Annotated in this window: 12 protein-coding genes, 2 tRNA genes and 1 pseudogene; 4 read left to right on the top strand and 11 right to left on the bottom strand. The window is 69.3% G+C overall.

Going from position 1 to position 17,677, the window contains the following annotated elements:
• Positions 1 to 77: 77 nt before the first annotated feature.
• A complete protein-coding gene (locus MMF96_RS13335; protein WP_256127876.1) occupies positions 78 to 2,087 on the bottom strand; it encodes an MDR family MFS transporter in 2,010 nt (669 codons plus the stop codon).
• 190 nt (positions 2,088 to 2,277) lie between these two features.
• Here MMF96_RS13335 and MMF96_RS13330 point away from each other — a divergent pair, with 190 nt between their 5' ends.
• Complete coding sequence (locus MMF96_RS13330; RefSeq protein ID WP_256883809.1) at positions 2,278 to 3,456, top strand: low temperature requirement protein A; 1,179 nt, start codon at positions 2,278 to 2,280, stop codon at positions 3,454 to 3,456.
• Between the two features lie 4 nt (positions 3,457 to 3,460).
• Here the strand turns inward: MMF96_RS13330 and MMF96_RS19910 are convergent, their stop codons facing one another.
• From MMF96_RS19910 to MMF96_RS13290, 8 genes and pseudogenes are all read right to left on the bottom strand, one after another.
• Positions 3,461 to 3,727: a TOBE domain-containing protein gene (locus MMF96_RS19910; RefSeq protein ID WP_375141435.1), complete on the bottom strand. Its 267-nt coding sequence runs from the start codon at positions 3,725 to 3,727 to the stop codon at positions 3,461 to 3,463.
• Positions 3,728 to 4,111: 384 nt separating this feature from the next.
• Positions 4,112 to 4,456, bottom strand: a pseudogene (locus MMF96_RS19905) (ATP-binding cassette domain-containing protein); the annotation flags it as partial.
• A 152-nt stretch (positions 4,457 to 4,608) separates the two neighbouring features.
• Positions 4,609 to 6,207 (bottom strand): iron ABC transporter permease, encoded by a 1,599-nt coding sequence (locus MMF96_RS13320; RefSeq protein WP_256883808.1) that lies wholly within the window; start codon positions 6,205 to 6,207, stop codon positions 4,609 to 4,611.
• Positions 6,208 to 6,212: 5 nt separating this feature from the next.
• Positions 6,213 to 7,277: an iron ABC transporter substrate-binding protein gene (locus MMF96_RS13315; protein ID WP_256883807.1), complete on the bottom strand. Its 1,065-nt coding sequence runs from the start codon at positions 7,275 to 7,277 to the stop codon at positions 6,213 to 6,215.
• 143 nt (positions 7,278 to 7,420) lie between these two features.
• Positions 7,421 to 7,906: a hypothetical protein gene (locus MMF96_RS13310; protein WP_256883821.1), complete on the bottom strand. Its 486-nt coding sequence runs from the start codon at positions 7,904 to 7,906 to the stop codon at positions 7,421 to 7,423.
• Positions 7,907 to 7,940: 34 nt separating this feature from the next.
• Positions 7,941 to 8,600, bottom strand: coding sequence for a bacterial proteasome activator family protein (locus tag MMF96_RS13305; protein WP_306295879.1), 660 nt, complete (start codon positions 8,598 to 8,600; stop codon positions 7,941 to 7,943).
• A gap of 202 nt (positions 8,601 to 8,802) precedes the next feature.
• Entirely contained in the window at positions 8,803 to 9,003 is a 201-nt protein-coding gene (locus MMF96_RS13300; protein ID WP_256883806.1) for a YbdD/YjiX family protein, read from the bottom strand.
• A gap of 467 nt (positions 9,004 to 9,470) precedes the next feature.
• A complete protein-coding gene (locus MMF96_RS13290) occupies positions 9,471 to 10,454 on the bottom strand; it encodes an NAD(P)H-quinone oxidoreductase (protein ID WP_176616871.1) in 984 nt (327 codons plus the stop codon).
• An 83-nt stretch (positions 10,455 to 10,537) separates the two neighbouring features.
• On the opposite strand from MMF96_RS13290, the gene MMF96_RS13285 reads away from it, so the two are divergent.
• A tRNA-Ser gene (locus MMF96_RS13285) sits at positions 10,538 to 10,625 on the top strand.
• A 321-nt stretch (positions 10,626 to 10,946) separates the two neighbouring features.
• On the opposite strand, the gene MMF96_RS13280 is transcribed toward MMF96_RS13285, so the two are convergent.
• A complete protein-coding gene (locus MMF96_RS13280; RefSeq protein WP_256883805.1) occupies positions 10,947 to 12,923 on the bottom strand; it encodes an FAD/NAD(P)-binding protein in 1,977 nt (658 codons plus the stop codon).
• A gap of 61 nt (positions 12,924 to 12,984) precedes the next feature.
• Between MMF96_RS13280 and MMF96_RS13275 the strand changes: the two genes are divergently transcribed.
• Together MMF96_RS13275 and MMF96_RS13270 are read left to right on the top strand one after the other, a co-directional pair.
• Positions 12,985 to 15,117, top strand: coding sequence for a prolyl oligopeptidase family protein (locus MMF96_RS13275; protein ID WP_176616872.1), 2,133 nt, complete (start codon positions 12,985 to 12,987; stop codon positions 15,115 to 15,117).
• A 112-nt stretch (positions 15,118 to 15,229) separates the two neighbouring features.
• Positions 15,230 to 15,317, top strand: a tRNA-Ser gene (locus MMF96_RS13270).
• Positions 15,318 to 15,430: 113 nt separating this feature from the next.
• On the opposite strand, the gene MMF96_RS13265 is transcribed toward MMF96_RS13270, so the two are convergent.
• Positions 15,431 to 17,581, bottom strand: coding sequence for an ATP-dependent DNA helicase RecQ (locus MMF96_RS13265; RefSeq protein ID WP_176616910.1), 2,151 nt, complete (start codon positions 17,579 to 17,581; stop codon positions 15,431 to 15,433).
• Between the last annotated feature and the right edge of the window lie 96 nt (positions 17,582 to 17,677).

Here is a 17,677-nt window from a genome sequence, read left to right as displayed (position 1 = left end):
GCGGAGACAGAAACGGACAGGTGCGGTTGAATTCTCAACCGCACCTGTCCGTTTCTGGGTGCTGGGGCCGGGAGGGACTAGCGGGAGCCGCCGCCGTCGCCGGAACTGCTGCTGCCTGCGTGGGTGTGGCTGCCCGGTTCGACGAGCGCCCCCATCCGTTCTGCCGTGTGCTGGAGCAACAGGTCCGCATCGTCGGCCCGTGCCGCCGCGTTGTCCGCGGCCTCCTGCAGGGCCGACTTCGCCCGCAACGGCGGAGTCTTGAAGAACAGGGCAAGCACGAACGCCAGCAGCACCACCATCAGGGCAACCCAGTAGATGACGATGGTTGAGGCGGTGAAGCCCGTCAGGAACGGCTTGCTCAGGGCCGGGTTGGCGCCCTTGAGGAATGAGGTGTCATTGAGCGCGCTGCTGCCCGCCGACGACGACCCCGTTGCCGATTTCAGCTTCTGCGCGATGGTGGGGGCCACCTGGTCGACCACCTGGCTGCGGACCGCCGGCTTGGAGAAGTCCAGCGGCTGGGCCGGCACCGTGCTTTCAGCCTGCGCCTGCGGCACGCCCTTGGCGACCAGCGCCTTCACGCCGGCAGCGTGGGCCGCCTGCTGCGCACCCTTCTCCACCGGCGTCACCATGTTGGTGTAGATCAGGGCCATGATGGCCTTGTTCTCGGGCGCCGTCGCCACGGACGGGGTCATGGCGGCATTGAGTGCACTTTTGAGCGTGGGTCCGTCGGACAGCGAGGTCTGGATGTTCAGCGGCATCACCGTGAACAGCAGGGACAGCATGACGGCGGTGCCCAGCGTTCCACCGATCTGGCGGAAGAACGTCGAGGCACTCGTGGCCACGCCCATGTCGCGCAGGCCTACGGAGTTCTGGCTGGCGATGGTCAGGGTCTGCATGAGCTGGCCCAGGCCAAGCCCGATCAGCAGCATGCCGCCGGCAACAAACCAGAAGCTGGAGTCGTACCTGAGGAAGGTGAAGTACAGGAAGCCCGCGGACATCAGGCCGGTGCCGAGGATGGGGAACATCCTGTACCTGCCGTTGCGTGCGATCAGCTGGCCGCTGGCAATCGAGGCGATCATCAGCCCCAGGATCATCGGCAGCATCTGGAAGCCGCTCTCCGTCGGCGTGGAACCAAGGACAATCTGCAGGTACAGCGGGATGGTCATCATGGCGCCGAACATGCCAAAGCCCACCAGGACGCCGATGACGGTGGCCATGGAGAAGGTGGCGGAGTGGAAGAGCGTGATGGGGATCAGGGCATCTTCCTTCATGCGCACCTCAATGAGGATGAAGGCAACCACGCCAATCACGCCGATGCCGTAGCAGGCGATGGAAGCAGGGCTGGACCATCCCCAGATCTGGCCTTCCTCCGCCACGAGCAGCAGCGGCACGAGGGCCACAATCACGGCGGCGGCGCCCCACCAGTCGATGCGCACCGAATGGCGGTCCACCTTGGGCAGGTGCAGGAAACGCAGCACCATGGCCAGGGCGGCCAGGCCGATCGGGACGTTGATCAGGAACACCCAGCGCCAGCCGGCGATCCACAGGATCTCATTGCTGCCGGCAAAGAGGCCGCCGATGAGCGGGCCGATGACGCTGGAAACACCGAAGACAGCCAGGAAGTAGCCCTGGTACTTGGCTCGTTCGCGCGGGGCAAGCATGTCGCCCATGATGGCCAGCGGCATGGACATCAGGCCGCCGGCGCCCAGGCCCTGCACGGCGCGGAAGACGGCGAGCTCGATCATGGAGGTCGAGAAGCTCGCCAGTACGGATCCGACGATGAAGACGACGATCGCGAAGAGGAACAGCGGGCGCCGTCCGAAGATGTCGGACAGCTTGCCGTAAATGGGTGTGCTGATCGTGGAAACAATCAGGTAGGCGGTGGTGACCCACGCCTGCAGGCTCAGGCCGTGGAGGTCGTCACCGATGGTGCGGATGGCCGTTCCGACCACCGTCTGGTCCAGGGCCGACAGGAACATTCCTGCCATGAGCCCGAAAATCACAAACAGGATTTGGCGGTGGTTCATCACCGCGCTGCCTGCGGGGCTGGCCCCGGATGCGTTGGCTGTTGGGTTGTCGCTAGACATGCGTCCTCAAAACGTGTGGAGGATGCCGCTGGCACCGGCATCACAACGGCGTGGGCGCAACGAAATTTGTTGCGCAGGGACGTACGCTACTCCCTTCATCCCGCGCGGGCAAACAGTTACTTGCGGCAACCGTCCAGTTTCGCGCACAGTGAACACCCCCCTTCACCCGGCACGGACCTATCATGGGCCCATGACCGAGAAAATGCCGCCCAGGGTCCGTTCCCGTGGGCCGGCGCGGGCGCCCGGCCGCGTCCATTGGATGGAGTTGTTTTTTGACCTGGTCTTCGTGGCGTTTGTGGGCCAGCTCGCCCACGGCATCCACGGCAATCCCGGCTGGGCCGAGTTCGGCACCTTCGTCCTGCTGTTCTTTCCGGCGTGGTGGGCGTGGGTCAACATCGTCTCCGTTGTCAACCTCCTGCCCGGGCTGTCCTCCCGCAGCCTGGGCATGGCCATGCTGGCGGCGATGGCGGCCGCCGGTGTCATGGCCGCCGCCGCCCCGCACGCCCTGGGCGGGCGGGCATGGGCGTTCTCGCTGGCCAACGCGGCCATGCGGGCCATCCTGCTGGTGCTGTGGCTCTACCGGCGCCGGCACACGGGCGGTGCCGCGCCGTCGTGGCGGATCTGGACCTACAACGGCGGGACGGCAGCCCTCTGGCTCGTGGCCGCCGCATTGCCACTGGAGGGCGCCGTGGCGTTGTGGGCCGCGGCCATTCTGGTGGAGGTGTCCATGGTGCTGGTGGGCGGGCGGCTGCAGCCCGACGCCGGCATTGCCGGCATCAACGTCGAGCACGCCGCCGAACGGCTGGGCCTGTTCGTCATCATCGTCCTGGGCGAATCCGTGTTCACCGTCGTCACCGTAGTGTCCACGGTGTGGAATCCCGCGGCGTGGCTGGCCGGTTCCCTGGGCTTTGTGGTGGTGGCCCTGCTCGGCTGGGCCTTCTTCCAGTACGGCACCGGCACCCTCAACGCCGGGCTGGAACGGCTGGCCGGCCGGCGCGACTTTGGCGGCATCCAGCTGACCATCCTGTTCATGCCGTTTCTGCTGGTGGCGGGCGTGACCGCCATCGCCGGGGCCATCGCGACCGCCATCCCGGCGCCGTTCGCCACGCTTCCCCTCGGCTCGGGCATCACGCTCGGCGGCGGGCTGGCGCTGTTCTACCTGACCAATGCCGTGGTTTCACTGCGCTTCGGCCAGTCCGCCGGCGCCGTGCTCCCCTGGTCCATTCCGGCCGTGGCACTGAGCCTCCTGCTCGTTCCGGCCAGCCGGGCCGTGCCGGCCGCCGTCGTGCTTGGGCTGGCCGTGGTGCTCCTGCTGGCGCTCACCGCCTACGTGGAGCTGCACCATCGCGCCATGGCCCGGCAGGGTTGAGGGCCTATCCGTCCCAGGGGAAGACGACGCCCTCCCCCACCACCTTCAGCGACAGCTCCGTGCCGGGCCGCGCCAGCATCGCGTTCCAGTGCCGGATGTTGATGACCTCGCCGCCCACGGGCTGGTGCGGGTCCGCAGGGTGCAGGGGGTCCACCGCGATGGGCGCCAGCTGGATCCGCACGGTCGTTTCGGGGCCGAAGTAGTCGGTGTCCACGACGTGGCCGCGGATCTTTCCGCCTTCGCTGATGCGGATCTGCTCGGGCCGTAGCATCAGGTGCACGCGGCCCTGCACGGGCGGGCGCCGGACGGGGATGCCGCCGAGGGAGCACAGCGCCAGTGAGCCTTCCATCCACGCCTCAAGGATGACCGCGTCGCCGAGGAATTCCGCCGTCGCCCGGTCGGACGGGCGCGTGTAGACCACGAAGGGGCTGCCGATCTGGGCCAGCCTGCCGTCGCGCATGACGGCCACCTGGTCCGCGAAACTGAGCGCCTCGGCCTGGTCGTGCGTGACAAGGATGGTGGTGACACCGGCGTCGGACAACGTCTTGGACACGGCCCGGCGTGTGGCCACGCGCAGCCCGGCGTCGAGAGCGCTGAACGGCTCGTCGAGCAGCATGAGCTCCGGCTGGCGGGCCAGCGCTCGGGCCAGGGCCACGCGCTGCTGCTGCCCGCCGGAAAGCTCCGACGGCTTGCGCTTGGCGTAGGACGGCTCCATGGAGACCATCTCCAGCAGTTCGGCCACGCGGGAGGCCGCAGCCCGGCCGCGCAGCGGCAGCCCGAACGCGATGTTCTGCCCCACGCTCAGGTGCGGGAACAGGGCGCCGTCCTGCGCCACATAGCCCACGCTGCGCTTGTGGGCGGGCAGCCAGCCGGAGGGCCCGGCCACTTCCACCCCGTCAAGGGAAACGCTGCCGGCGTCGGGTGCCTCAAAGCCGGCAATGAGGCGCAGCAGGGTGGTCTTGCCGGAACCCGAGGCGCCCACAATGGCGGTGGTGCGCCCCTGGGCCACGGTCAGGTCCACGCCCTTGAGCACCTCCGTGCCGCCGAACGACTTCCGCGCACCGGTGATCTGCAGGTGGTCGGTGACGTGGTCGGCGTCCGGTTCAAAGGCGGGGAGGGTTGACGCGGCCGGGGCCGGCCTGCGCGATGCTGTCACTGTCCGGCTGCTTTCTTGGATTCGGCAAAGAGGAGGTAGGTCATGGGTGCCGAGAGCAGGATCATCAGCAGTGCGTAGGGGGCGGCGCCGGTGTAGTTGATCTCGCTGCTGAGCGACCAAAATTCGGTGGCCAGCGTTTGGGTGCCGTTCGGGGCCAGCAGCAGCGTTGCCGTCAGCTCGTTCATGATGCCCAGGAACACCAGCGCGGCCCCGCCCGCCGCGGCGGGGGCGGTCAGGCGCAGCGTGACACGCATGAACGCCAGCAGCGGGGGCTTGCCCAGCGCCTGGGCGGCCTCGTCCAGTTCCTTGGGCGCCTGCGCCAGCCCGGCGCGCAGGTTCACCAGTGCACGTGGCATGAACAGCATGGCGTAGGCCGCCACCAGCACGACGGCGGTCTGGTAGATGCCGGGCATGTTGTGGATGCTGATGGTCACCAGGGCCAGTGCCACCACAATGCCGGGCATGGAGCTGGAGATGTAGTTGGCACCCTCGAGCAGTTTGGTGACGGGGCCCGGATGCCGGACCGCCAAAAAGGCCAGCGGAAAGGCCAGGACGGTGGTGACCAGCGCCCCTACGAGGCCGTACACCAGCGTTTGCAGGACCGCGTTGGCCAGCGCGCTGCCGCTCCAGATCCCGGGCCCGCCCACCACCAGCCATCGGAACACATGGAACAGGGGCAGGCCCAATGCCAGGGCGGTGAGCACCGCCAGGCCGGCCTGCGCCGGAATCTCCAGCCGGCCCAGCGCCAGCCGCGGCGGGTTGGCCTGCACGCCCGAGCCCACCCGCGCATAGCGGGCGTTGCCGCGCACCTTGGACTCGCCCAACAGCAGCAACAAGCAGAACAGCACCAGCACGCTGGCCAGCATGTTGGCAGCCGCCCCGTTGAACGTGGAACGGTATTGGTCGTAAATGGCGGTGGTGAAGGTGTCGAACTGGATCATGGCAAAGGCGCCGTATTCGGCGAGCAGGTGCAGGGAAACCAGCAGCGCACCGCCGGCCGAGGCGAGCCGCAGCTGCGGGAGCACCACGCGGAAGAACACCTTCCACGGACCCAGCCCCAGCGACGAGCCGGACTGTTCAAGGGCCGGGTCCATGCGGCTGAGCACGGCGGCCACGGGGATGTACACCAGCGGGAAGTACGAGAGCACGGAAATGAGCACGCCGCCAAACAGCCCGCCCAGGGAGGGGACCGCACTGACCCACGCGTAGCTGTTCACAAACGCTGGAATGGCCAGGGGTGCCGCCAGCAGCACGGCCCAAATCTTGTGTCCGCGCAGCCTGGTGCGTTCCACCAGCCACGCCCCGGCAATGCCGAGCACCACGCACACCGGCACGGTGATCACCACCAGGCCCAGCGTGTTCAGCAGCAGTTCCCCCACGCGCGGGCGGAAGACCAGCTTCTCAATGGTGCCCCACCCGGCATTGCCCGTCATGACCGCCACATAGCCCAGCGGCAGCAGGGAGAAGGCGGCGATGAGGATGGATAGGGCGACGACGGCCCAGGGGCCGAAGCGTGTGCCCCGGCCCCCGGCTGCGTTGCGTCGGTTGGCTGCGCGCGGCGCGCGTGCCGCCGTCGTACTGGGTGAAGAATACATTGGTATTAGAGTAGACCGGCCTCGGTCATGAGGTCGGTGACCTTCTGGGAGTTCAGCTTGGCCGCGTCAACCTTCGGCGCCTGCAGGTCCTGCAGCGGAACCAGCTTGGCGTTCGCGGCAACACCGCTCGCCACCGGGTACTCGAAAGAGGTTCCGGTCTGCAGGATCTCCTGGCCTGCCTTGCCGGTGATGAATTCCAGGAACTTCTCGGCATTGGCCTGGTGCTTGCTGGAGGCCAGCACGCCGCCGCCGGAGACCGAGACAAACGCGCCCGGGTCCTGGTTCTTGAAGTAGTGCAGGGCCACATTGTTGGAGTTCTCGCCGGTCTTGGCCTGGTCGCCGAACCAGTAGTAGTGGTAGATGACGGCCCCGTCCACCTCACCGGCGTTGACTGCCTTCATGGCCGTGCTGTTGCCCTTGTAGGGCTTGGCGTTTTCCTTCATGGCCTTCAGCCAGGCCAGCGTGGCGTCCTGGCCCTTGAGCTCCAGCATGGCGGAGACGATGGCCTGGAAGTCGGCACCGGACGGCGACGCGGCCCACTTGCCCTTCCAGGCGGGGTCCGCCAGGTCCATGATCGACTTGGGCAGCTGGGCCGGGGTCAGCTTGGTCTTGTTGTAGGCAAAGACGGTGCTGCGGGCGGCAATGCCGGTCCACTTGTTGGTGGAGGGCCGGTAGGCCTCGGGGACCTGTTCCTGGATCTTCTTGCTGATGTCCGTCAACAGTCCCGCGTTTTCCACCTGCGTCATGGCGGGGGAGTTTTCGGTCAGGAAGACGTCCGCGGGCGACTTGGCACCCTCGGCGATGATTTGGTTGCTCATCTCGGAGTCGTCGCCGTTGCGCAGCGTGACCTTGATGCCGGTTTCCTTGGTGAATTCGTCCACCCAGGCCTGGGTGAGCTCCTCGTGCTGGGCGTTATAGACGGTGATGGCGTCCGTGGCCGAGCCCTGGGCGCCTTTCGACGCGGCCGGGGTGGTGCTGCCACCGCAGGCGGCGAGGGCGAGCACGGAGACTCCGGCGATCGCCGTCAGCGCGCTCCTGCGCAGGAAACGGGTGTTGAGCAAGGTCTTCATGGGGGCCTTTCGGCGTAGGTGAATTAGCGAAGCTTTATTGATCGTAATGCAACGATAGGCGAGGCTACCCTCACAACGCGAAATTGTGACACAGCTCTCCTGAATTTCGTCACATTTGCCTGACCAAAATGGACCGGGTCCAGCTAGGCCGGGTCTTGCCGGCTTTCACCAAGCAGTTCGCCGGCCCGGTTGACGTGCTCGTGGACGATCGCGGCCCTGCGGACGACGCCGGACACGTCCCCCGCCCCGAGCCTCACCATGGCGACCGCTTCCGCCGCTGCGGCGAGTGCGTTGCCTGCCCGGGAGAGCTCGCGGTGGACGTCGTTGAGGTAGCCGCCGGTGCCGGTGGGGATTTCCATGCCTTCACTGGGTGCGATGGACTGCGCCCGGGCCGCGATGCTGCGCACCTGGGGCAGGAGGTCCGCCAGGGCGTCGGCCACCGGGACGAGCGCGGCATAGTGTTGCCCCGGACCGCCTTCGGCGTGGCTGGCTTCCTCCTCGACGCCCTCAAGCATCTGGTGGAAGCGGTCCAGGCCGCGCCGGAACCTGTCGTGGGCGCGCCGCCAGACGCCCTTGCCAAGTTCGGCGTCGTCGCGCCTGGCTTGCCGGCCGGCGCCAAAAAATCCCAAGGGCATGCGTGCGTGCTTCGCTGTCAGGGAGCCGTCAGAGGTACTGGCCCGGGCGGCCGGCGTCGGCCTGGCCGGAACCTTCGGGACGGCCCTGCGCCCGGCCCGCGGGCGCGCGCTGGGGTTCGCCGTTCTCGCCCACCACCACGCCGGGCGCAATGACGGTGCCCGGCGGCAGCTGGTGCATCTGCAGCCGGGCCGCCACCTGCTGGTTTGCCATGGCCTGGGCGGCCATGGCGGTCTGGATGCCGTGGAACAGCCCCTCGAGCCAGCCGACCAGCTGCGCCTGGGCAATGCGCAGTTCTGCATCCGAGGGCACGCTGGCGTCCGTAAACGGCAGGCTGAGCCGGTGCAGTTCCTCCACGAGTTCCGGTGAGAGCCCGTCCTCGAGTTCGGCGATGGAGCGCCCGTGGATTTCGGCCAGGCGCGCGCGGGCGGCGTCGTCCAGCGGCGCGCTTTTCACCTCGTCCAGGAGTTGTTTGACCATGGTGCCAATGCGCATCACCTTGGCCGGCTGGTCCACCATGTCCGCGACGGTGGCGTGCTTCGCCTCCGTTCCGCCCCCTTGGGCGGCGGAGGGCTGTTGCGCCGCCCCGGCTCCGAAGCCGTCCACGTCCACGTCCACGTTGACCGGATCGTCCACTACCTTGCCTTCGGCCGTGGTCCCGGCTTCCTGCACATGCGCCTTGTCAGTCATACGGCCAGTCTCTCACGACGTCCCCGCAATTGTCCGCGCCGGTTTTTCGGCGCGGGCCTTGGGCGCGGACTTTAGGCGCAGACTTTAGGCGCAGACTTTAGGCGCAGACTTTAGGCGCAGCCCCGCCGAGTGTGCAGGTGTGACGGGTGCCGGGCCCGCCAACCCGCCACAACTGCACACTCGCGCAGCCATGCAGCCGGCGTCAGCAGCAGCGGCCCTCGGGATTGCCCTCCTGGCGGTCCATCCTGTCCCGCCAGAACTCCTTGACTGTCTTGGCCGGGGTGGTGCAGCCGGTGCCGCGGTGGTGGTCCAGGTACTTTTCATAGGCGTCCTCACCCAGGACGCCCTTGAGGTACATGCTGACTGAACCCAACACCCCGGCCGCACGGTGCAGCAGCTCCACAGTCAGTGCCCCGCCCGCACGGTTTCCCGGCCAGGACCACCCAGGCCACGCCGCCGAGCAGCGCGATGGCCGCCCAGAGGGCTATTTTTCAGCGGCGTCCACTTCTGCGTGGCTGCTTCCGCCTCGAGGTCCACGGCCACGGGCGGCAGCTCCGGATCCTGAAGCAGAAGGCCCGCGTGGCGGGCTGTCCCCTTGGAAGGCTGGGTCATTGTTTTCCTTACTCAAGGCCGAATTCTGAACCCTTGACGGCAGCAGCGCGGCCCGGCCCGCCACGCCGCTGTGGCTCGGGGCATACAAAGGAATCGACCAACGGCCCCGTTTCTGCGTCGAACGGCCCGACACCCTCGGTTGCAACCGGGGCACTTTTCACGAACCTTCGGTTGCAACCGGGGCGGCGGAATGTCGTTTGTGCGGGAGCGTTGGGCGAAAAAGCCCCGGTTGCAACCGAGCGTTGGGTTTGGGGCGGGTTAGAGCGTCAGCAGGACCTTGCCCACGTGCGAGCCGGAGTCGAAGTATTCGTGCGCCGCGGCCGCCTGCGCCAGCGGGAACGTCTTGTCCACGATGGTCTTCACGGCGCCCGAGGCCACCAGCGGCCACACGTGCTCGCGCACGCCCTCCATGATGGTGGCCTTCTCGCCCGCCGGGCGGGCACGCAGCGTGGTGCCGATGACGGCCGCACGCTTGGCGAGGAGGGTGCCCAGGTTCAGCTCCGCCGTCGTCCCGCCCTGCAGGCCGATCACCACGAGGCGGCCGTAGAGCGCCAGTGCGGACACGTTTTGGGCCAGGTACTTGGCGCCGATGACGTCGAGGATCACGTTGGCGCCGGCACCTTTGGTGTGTTCCCTGACCAGTTCCACGAAGTCCTGGGTGCGGTAGTTCACGGCCACGTCCGCACCGAGGTAGCCGGTGAGCATGGCCACCTTCTCGTCACTGCCGGCCGTGGCGATCACGCGCGCACCGGCGGCCTTCGCGAGCTGGACGGCCATGACCCCGATGCCGCCCGTGCCGCCGTGCACCAGCACGGTCTCCCCCGCCTGCAGCTGGGCGGTCATGAACAGGTTGGAGTACACCGTGGCGGCAACCTCGGGCAGCGCGGCGGCCGTGACGACGTCGACGCCGCCTGGAAGCCGGAGCACCTGCCCGGCCGGGACCGCCACCTGCTGGGCGTACCCGCCGCCAGCCAGCAGGGCAACCACCTTGTCGCCGATGGAGAAGGGCCGGGTGACGTTGGGACCGAAGCCGGCGATCCGCCCGGACACTTCCAGCCCCAACACGTCCGTGGCCCCTGCCGGCGACGGATAAAAGCCTCGGCGCTGCTGGACATCGGCGCGGTTGATGCCTGCGGCGACGACGTCGATCAGGACCTCGCCGTCTCCGGGCACGGGTGCGGGGACGTCGGCCAAGGCCAAAACCTCCGGGCCGCCGGCAGCCCGTGCAACAATCGCCTTCATGAACTTCTCCTCCTACTGCGCAGTACTGGGCGGGGGCGCCGCTTTGGCGGCACCGCCCCGCCTATGAAACACTACTAGGGTAAGGAAGGTTGTCCGAGCGGCCGATGGAGCTGGTCTTGAAAACCAGTGTGCGGTGACCCCGTACCGCGAGTTCGAATCTCGCACCTTCCGCGCAATGAGGGAGGCATTCCACCAGGAATGCCTCCCTTTTCGCTGCCCTGCGCCCGCCTTCCCGATTGCGCCCCTGCCGCCGGCACGACGGCGCTCATCCAGCCCGCCGCCGTGGCCCCGTACGGCTCTGCGCGGTACCCCGCCCAGGTGGCCGGCGTCATCGTGGCCCGACTTCGCCCGCCACGGCGCCGAGGTGGCGCGGCGCAGCCGCCCACACGCTGGGTCGCAGTAGTTGCAGAAATGGGCACCGTGCAAGCGGTTGCCATTGCAACTACTGCGACCCAGTTGGCTCATGGCGCACGGAGGCCGGCGCCCTGGGCGCTAGGCGAGGATGTCCGCCGCGATGGCGTCGGCGTCCAGGATGGTGCGGTAGCCGCTGCGGTACTCGGCGTTGGCCTGCGCGGCGATGGCCGTTCCCCACTGCACCGAGGAAAGCTGGAGCCCCAGCACGTACAGCCCCTCGGCCGGCCGGCCGGCGCCGTCGAGCGGGCGGTAGGGCGGTGCGGAAACGTCCAGGCCGCTGGTGACGACGGGCCCGCCGTCGGCCGCCAGCATGACGCGCGGCCGGACCAGCCCGTCGGCCTGCAGGTTGTTCAGCAGCCGGGACGCCGTGCCCTGGATGCGGTTGGCGGGTGCCAGCGCCTCGACCAGGTGCCGGGCCTGCCACGGCTCGTCGGCCACCCACGGCGAGCTGGCCGTGAACTGTCCGTCCTGGATGCGAAAAACAGGGTCCGGCCCGGCGAAGTGGACCACGCCGGCACGCACCAGCGCGGCCAGCTGTTCCACGCGCAGCGCCGGCGGCCCGCTGGCCAGCCCCTCCACGAACCCTTCAAACCAGCCCCGCAGCTCGCCCAGCCAGGATTCCTGGGTGATGCCGCGGTCGGCGACGAGCGACTTCACCACGGCCCGGCCGGCGTTCAGCGCGCCAATGGCCATCTTGACGGGGTCGTCCTCGCCGCGGGCCGACCCGGCGGCGTCGTCGGTGAGGTAGGAAAGGACGGCCGCATCCAGCCCGGCCTGTGAGCCGAAGCGGTGCTTGCCGCCGGGCCTGAGCGGGTGGCGGGAGAGCGGGCGGGCCAGGGCGGGCAGGTCCAGGGCCCGGCCCTCCGCCACGTGGCGGGCCTCGAGGGACTTCAGGCGGTCCGCCCAGCTGCCGGCCGCGCCGTCGGGCCCGGAGTGCAGCAGCGCATCCAGTTCGTCCAGGAAGCCCGGCGCCACGGCACCCGGGCTGGTCCGCGCCAGGGTGGTGTAATACGCCCAGAGCGTGTCGCGGTGCAGCAGGGGCCAGATGTCATGGTCAAAACCGGCGGTCGCGCCCATGTCGCGGATCCGGGTGACGGCCTCCTCACACAGGAACCGCAGCTCCACCCCGGCAGGATAATAGCTGGCCAGCTCGGCCTTGGCCCGGTACGGCGTGCCGCGGCGGGAGGCACCGACGATCACCGGCTCCCGGCCGCCGGCACGGTAGGCCAGGGCATCGCCGGGGCCACGGCCGGTCGCCTCAAAGCGGCCACCGCGGCCCTCCGTCAACTGCCCGAGCACGTCGAAAAAGTTCAGCCCCATGCCGCGCACCAGGACCGTTTCGCCGGCGGGAAGCTGGTCCCAGTCCACGTCATTGGGCACTGCCGGCGGCAGGTAGCTCAGCCCCTGTGCGCGGGCCTCGTCCCGGAGCGCCCGCTGCGCAGGCCCCAGCCGGGACTCCACATGGCCCAGCGCCAGGACCACCTTGTCCGCCGGCAGCGTCTCCCCGCTGACGAGTTCGACGCCGTATCCTCCCGTGGCATGGTCCCTCGCCACCCGCTTGGCCTCACCCCGGTGGATGGTGACCTGGACACCGTGCGGCACGTTTTCCAGCAGGCGGGCGAAGCACCAGGACAGGTAGCGGCCGTACAGCGCGCGACCGGGAAAACCGGTGGCGGCGAGCGCGGCGAGTTCGCTGCGGTCGCCCGTGCTGAGCTCCGGGTCCGGCGCGGCGCGCATGAGCTCGCGCCAGGCGTTGAAGCTGCAGCCGGCCAGCGGCGCGGCGGCCACGCCCTGGTCCGGAACCAGGGTGGGGAAGAACGACTGGGTGTTCATCAGGTACAGCCGGGACTGCTCCGTACGCCAGACGTGCCCCGGGCCGGGAGGGTAGGGATCCACGAGGTGGATGTGCAGCGGGGCCTGCGGCCCGGCCGCGTTCCGGGCATCGCGCGCGGTTTCCGCCTGCGCCGCATACCGGGCCAGCAGGCGTTCCATGACGGACGTGCCCCGGGGCCCCGCCCCCACAATGACCACTGTCCTGCCGCCCAAGGATTCCACCCCTTGAGCTTAACTGATGGCCTTGGGCGGACGGGGCGGCGGCCCTGCCTAGGATGGGACCATGACCCTCCCCCTGAGTCCCGATGCCACAACCGGGCCGGCCGTTGCCGAGCAGCCCTTCGATGAGAACCTGTGGCTGGAAGACATCCACGGCAGCGACGCCATGGCCTGGGTGCGGGAGCACAATGCGCGCACCGACGCCGCCCTGGTCAACCCGGCCTACACTGCGCTGGAGGCCGCCGTGCTGGAGGTGCTCGATTCCAAGGACCGCATCGCCATGGTGTCCAAGCACGGGGACTGGTACTACAACTTTTGGCGGGACGAGGCGAACCCGCGCGGGCTGTGGCGGCGCACGGACTGGGACAGCTACGTCTCCGGCAGCCCGGCGTGGCAGCTGATCCTGGACGTGGATGCCCTGGCGGCGGCGGAAGGAACGGAGTGGCTGTGGGCCGGCGCCTCGCTGCTGCGGCCCCCGGCCGGGGAGGAATACCGCCTGGCCATGGTGGCTCTCTCCCCCGACGGCGGCGACGCCGTCACGTACCGGGAGTTCGATCTGGCGGCCCGGGCCTTTGTGCCGGGCGGCTTTGAACTGCCGACGGCGAAGACGCGCCTGAGCTGGGTGGATGCGGACACGCTGTACGTGGGCACGGACACAGGCACCGGCTCCATGACGGCTTCCTCCTATCCCGCCGCGTCGCGCGTGCTGCACCGTGGCGAGTCCCTGGCGGAACTGGCGGCGAAGCAGCCGCTGTTTTCCGTGCCGCCGGACCACCTCAGCGGCGGGGTGTCCCATGACAGCACGCCCGGCTTTGAGCGCGACGTGGCCTACGACGTCCTGGACTTCTTCCGGTCCCGCAGCTACCTGCGGACGGGCGACGACTGGGTGCACCTTGACGTGCCCGATGACATGAACGTTTCCCTGCACAAGGAGTGGCTGCTGCTGCGCCCGCGCACGGACTGGGCCGTGGCCGGCTCCGTGCATGCGGCCGGGGCGCTGCTGGCCATTGAACTGGACGCGTTCCTGGCCGGCGGCCGTGATGTCCGGACCGTTTTTGCGCCGACGCCCGCCCAGTCCCTGCAGTCCTGGAGCTGGACCCGCGACTACCTGCTGCTCAACCTGCTCGAGGACGTCTCCTCCAAAATCCTGGTGCTGGACCCTGCCCGGGAATGGGCGGCCAGCGGGCTGGATGCGTGCCCGCCGCTGCACTCGGTGGATGCGTACGCCGTCGACGATGAGGACCCGGCTGCCGGCAATGACTACTGGCTGGTCGCCACCGGCTTTCTCACCCCGTCCACGGTGTACCGGGGGCAGCTGCCAACCGGCGGGCCGGCGGCGGTGGTCCGGCAGGCGCCGTCGTTCTTCAACGAAGCGGGCTACGCGGTGGAGCAGCACTTCGCCGTGTCCCGTGACGGGACGCGCATCCCCTACTTCCAGGTGGGGCCGAAGGACTTGGTGCTCGACGGCGGCAACCCCACCCTGCTGGGCGGCTACGGCGGCTTTGAGGTTTCCCGGACGCCTTCGTACAGCGGGGCCGTGGGGCGCAGCTGGCTGGAGCGCCGCGCCGTGGTGGACGGCGTGGAGCGCGGCGGCGTCTACGTGGTGGCGAACATCCGCGGCGGCGGCGAGTACGGCCCGGGCTGGCACACGGCCGCGCTGCAGGAAAACCGGCACCGCGCCTATGAAGACTTTGCCGCCGTGGCCCGCGACCTGGCGGCCCGCGGGGTGGCCCGGCCCAAACACCTGGGCTGCGCCGGCGGCAGCAACGGCGGCCTGCTGGTGGGCAACATGCTCACGCACTACCCGGAACTGTTCGGCGCCATTTCCTGCGGGGTGCCGCTGCTGGACATGCGCCGGTACACAAAGCTGTCCGCCGGCGCTTCCTGGATCGCCGAGTACGGCGACCCGGACGTGCCGGCACAGTGGGAGTTCATCAAGACCTTCTCCCCCTACCACCTGCTGCAGGCCGGGCTTGCGTATCCGCCCTTGTTCATCTGGACCGCGACGTCCGACGACCGGGTGGGGCCGGTGCAGGCGCGGAAGATGGCCGCCCGGATGGAATCGCTCGGGCTGCCCGTCTGGTTCCACGAGGCACTGGAGGGCGGCCACGCGGGGGCCGGAAACAACGCGCAGGCGGCCCGCCTGCATACGGCGTCGCACGAATTCCTCTGGCGGGCGCTGACCGGCGGGTTCTAAAAACGGGTGGGAAAACGTGCCGCGGGGCGCCGCGGCCCCCGTTTTGCTTTGTACCCCTGTCTCTAGGTAAAGTTTGGGATGCTGGTTGGGGGCTTCTACCCTTTCCAGTGCTGGAGACGTGCCAGAGCGGCCGAATGGGCTTCACTGCTAATGAAGTGTGGGGCACAACTCCACCGGGGGTTCAAATCCCCCCGTCTCCGCATCAAAAAAGCACCCCTGAGGAATTCAGGGGTGCTTTTTTATTCTCCGGATGGCGGGAGCGATCCGGAAAACACCCCCGATCGCGCGGGAGCGTTTTGGGTTCGAATCCGGCCTACCCCGCCTGGGCGAGCACCAGCGGGAGCACCTGGTCCACGCCGGCCTGGCGCAGGGTGCGGCCGGCAACGGTCAGCGTCCAGCGGCTGTCGACGAGGTCGTCGATGAGCAGCACGGGCCCGCCGGGATACGCGGCGATGGCGGCGGCCAGCCCTGGGCCCACACTGAACCGCTCCCAGACCCCCGCCAGCCGGTAGGCGCTGTTGCCGCCGCGCCCGCCCGTGGGCCCGCCGAACTCCAGCGACAGTTCGCCCAGGTACGGCAGCCGGCCGATCTGGCAGATCGCCTGCGCCAGCGAAGACACCAATTGCGGCTTCCCCCGCGACGGCAGGGACACCACCGCCACGGGACGGCCCTGCCCCGCCCAGCGGGCCTGGCCCCAGTCGCGCAACACGGCCACCACCGCCTGCGCCATGGCCGGGTCGATCGGCACATCCGGGGCCCCGGCGGCAAACACCGCCCGCAGCGCGTTGCCCCAGCCCAGGTCGGTCAGCCTGGCCAGCGCCCGTCCCGGCCCCACCTGATCGTCGGGCTTGAGGCGGCCCTTGACGGGCACGCCGAGCCGGTCCATTCCGGTGGGCCACTGGGTGCGCGGGTCCAGGGGCAGGCCCGCGTGGCTCAGCGACTCGCTGGCGGCCGCCACGGCACCGGAGCCGACGTCCATGGGGAACCAGCGCCCGGCGCACGAATCGCAGCGGCCGCACGGCGCCGCCGTCGAATCATCCAGGGCCGCGGCCAGGTACTCCATCCGGCACCCCGCGGCCTGTTCATACTCGACCATGGCGTGCTGCTCGTCGACGCGGGCCTGGGCAATGCGCCGGTAGCGCTCGGCGTCGTAAGCCCAGGGCTGCCCGGTGGATTCCCAGCCCCCGGCCACCCGGCGCACCGCCCCGTCCACGGCGAGCACCTTCAGCAGCAGTTCCAACGGCGTGCGGCGCAGGTCCACCCTGGCTTCCAGGGCCGGGGTGGACATGGGCTTCCCGGCCTCCCCCAGCGCACCCAGGACCGCCGTGGCCTTCTCGGCCGACGGCATGGACGCCGTGGCAAAGTAGCGCCAGATCTCCGCATCCTCGCTGCCGGGCAGCAGCAGGACGTCCGCGTTGGCGCTGCCACGGCCGGCGCGGCCCACCTGCTGGTAGTAGGCCACGGGCGAGGACGGAGCGCCCAGGTGGACCACGAACCCCAGGTCCGGCTTGTCGAAGCCCATGCCGAGCGCGCTCGTGGCGACGAGTGCCTTGACCTCGTTGTTTTTCAACGCCTCCTCCAGCGACTCCCGGTCCATGGGGTCCGTCCGCCCGGTGTAGGGGCGGACCACGTGCCCGGCTTCGGCCAGCAGCCGTGCCGTGTCCTCGGCCGCAGACACCGTCAGCGTGTAGATGATGCCGCTGCCAGGCATCTCCGCGAGGTGGGTCAGCAGCCAGCCGAGCCGGTCGCGGGAGTCGGCGAGCCGCAGCACGCCCAGGCGCAGGGACTTGCGGGCCAGCGGACCGCGGATGGTGAACACGCCGGCACCGAGCTGTTCCTCAATGTCTGCCACCACCCGGGAGTTGGCCGTGGCCGTCGTGGCCAGCACCGGCACCGAGGCGGGCAGCTGCGCAATGAGGTCCGCAATGCGGCGGTAGTCCGGGCGGAAGTCGTGGCCCCAGTCCGAAATGCAGTGTGCCTCGTCGATGACCAGCAGGCCGGTGCGGCGGATCAGCGCGGGCAGCTGGTTTTCCCGGAAGGAGGGGTTGGTCAGCCTTTCCGGGGACACCAGCAGCACGTCCACCTCGTCGGCCGCCAGCGCCGCGGAAATCTCCCCCCACTCGGTGGCGTTCGCGGAGTTGATGGCCATGGCCCGCACGCCGGCGCGTTCGGCGGCGGCCACCTGGTCGCGCATCAGGGCCAGCAGCGGCGAGACGATCAGCGTTGGCCCGGACCCGCGGGCCCGCAGCAGCAGAGAGGAGACAAAGTAGACAGCCGACTTTCCCCAGCCGGTTCGCTGGACCACCAAGGCGCGGCGCCCGGCGTCGACCAGGGCCTCGATCGCCTCAAACTGGCCGTCGTGGAAGTCGGCGTCGTCCCGCCCGACCAGCCGCCGCAGGATCTCCAACGCCTGCAACCGGGTGGGCGCAGGCCCGGCCGTGCCCACCGCTGTCCGGCCGCCCATGGCCTGGAAGTCGCTGCCCATGCTGCTGGCGTTGCCGTGGTCCATCCCCTGGGTGTGCTCGCTTGGTGTCATGCCACCCAGTATTCCAGTGCCCAC

This window comes from Arthrobacter sp. STN4 (assembly GCF_024539665.1).
Lineage (GTDB): Bacteria > Actinomycetota > Actinomycetes > Actinomycetales > Micrococcaceae > Specibacter.
The sequence above is the reverse complement of the archived record's forward strand: the minus strand, read 5'-3'. Positions and strand labels throughout refer to the sequence as shown.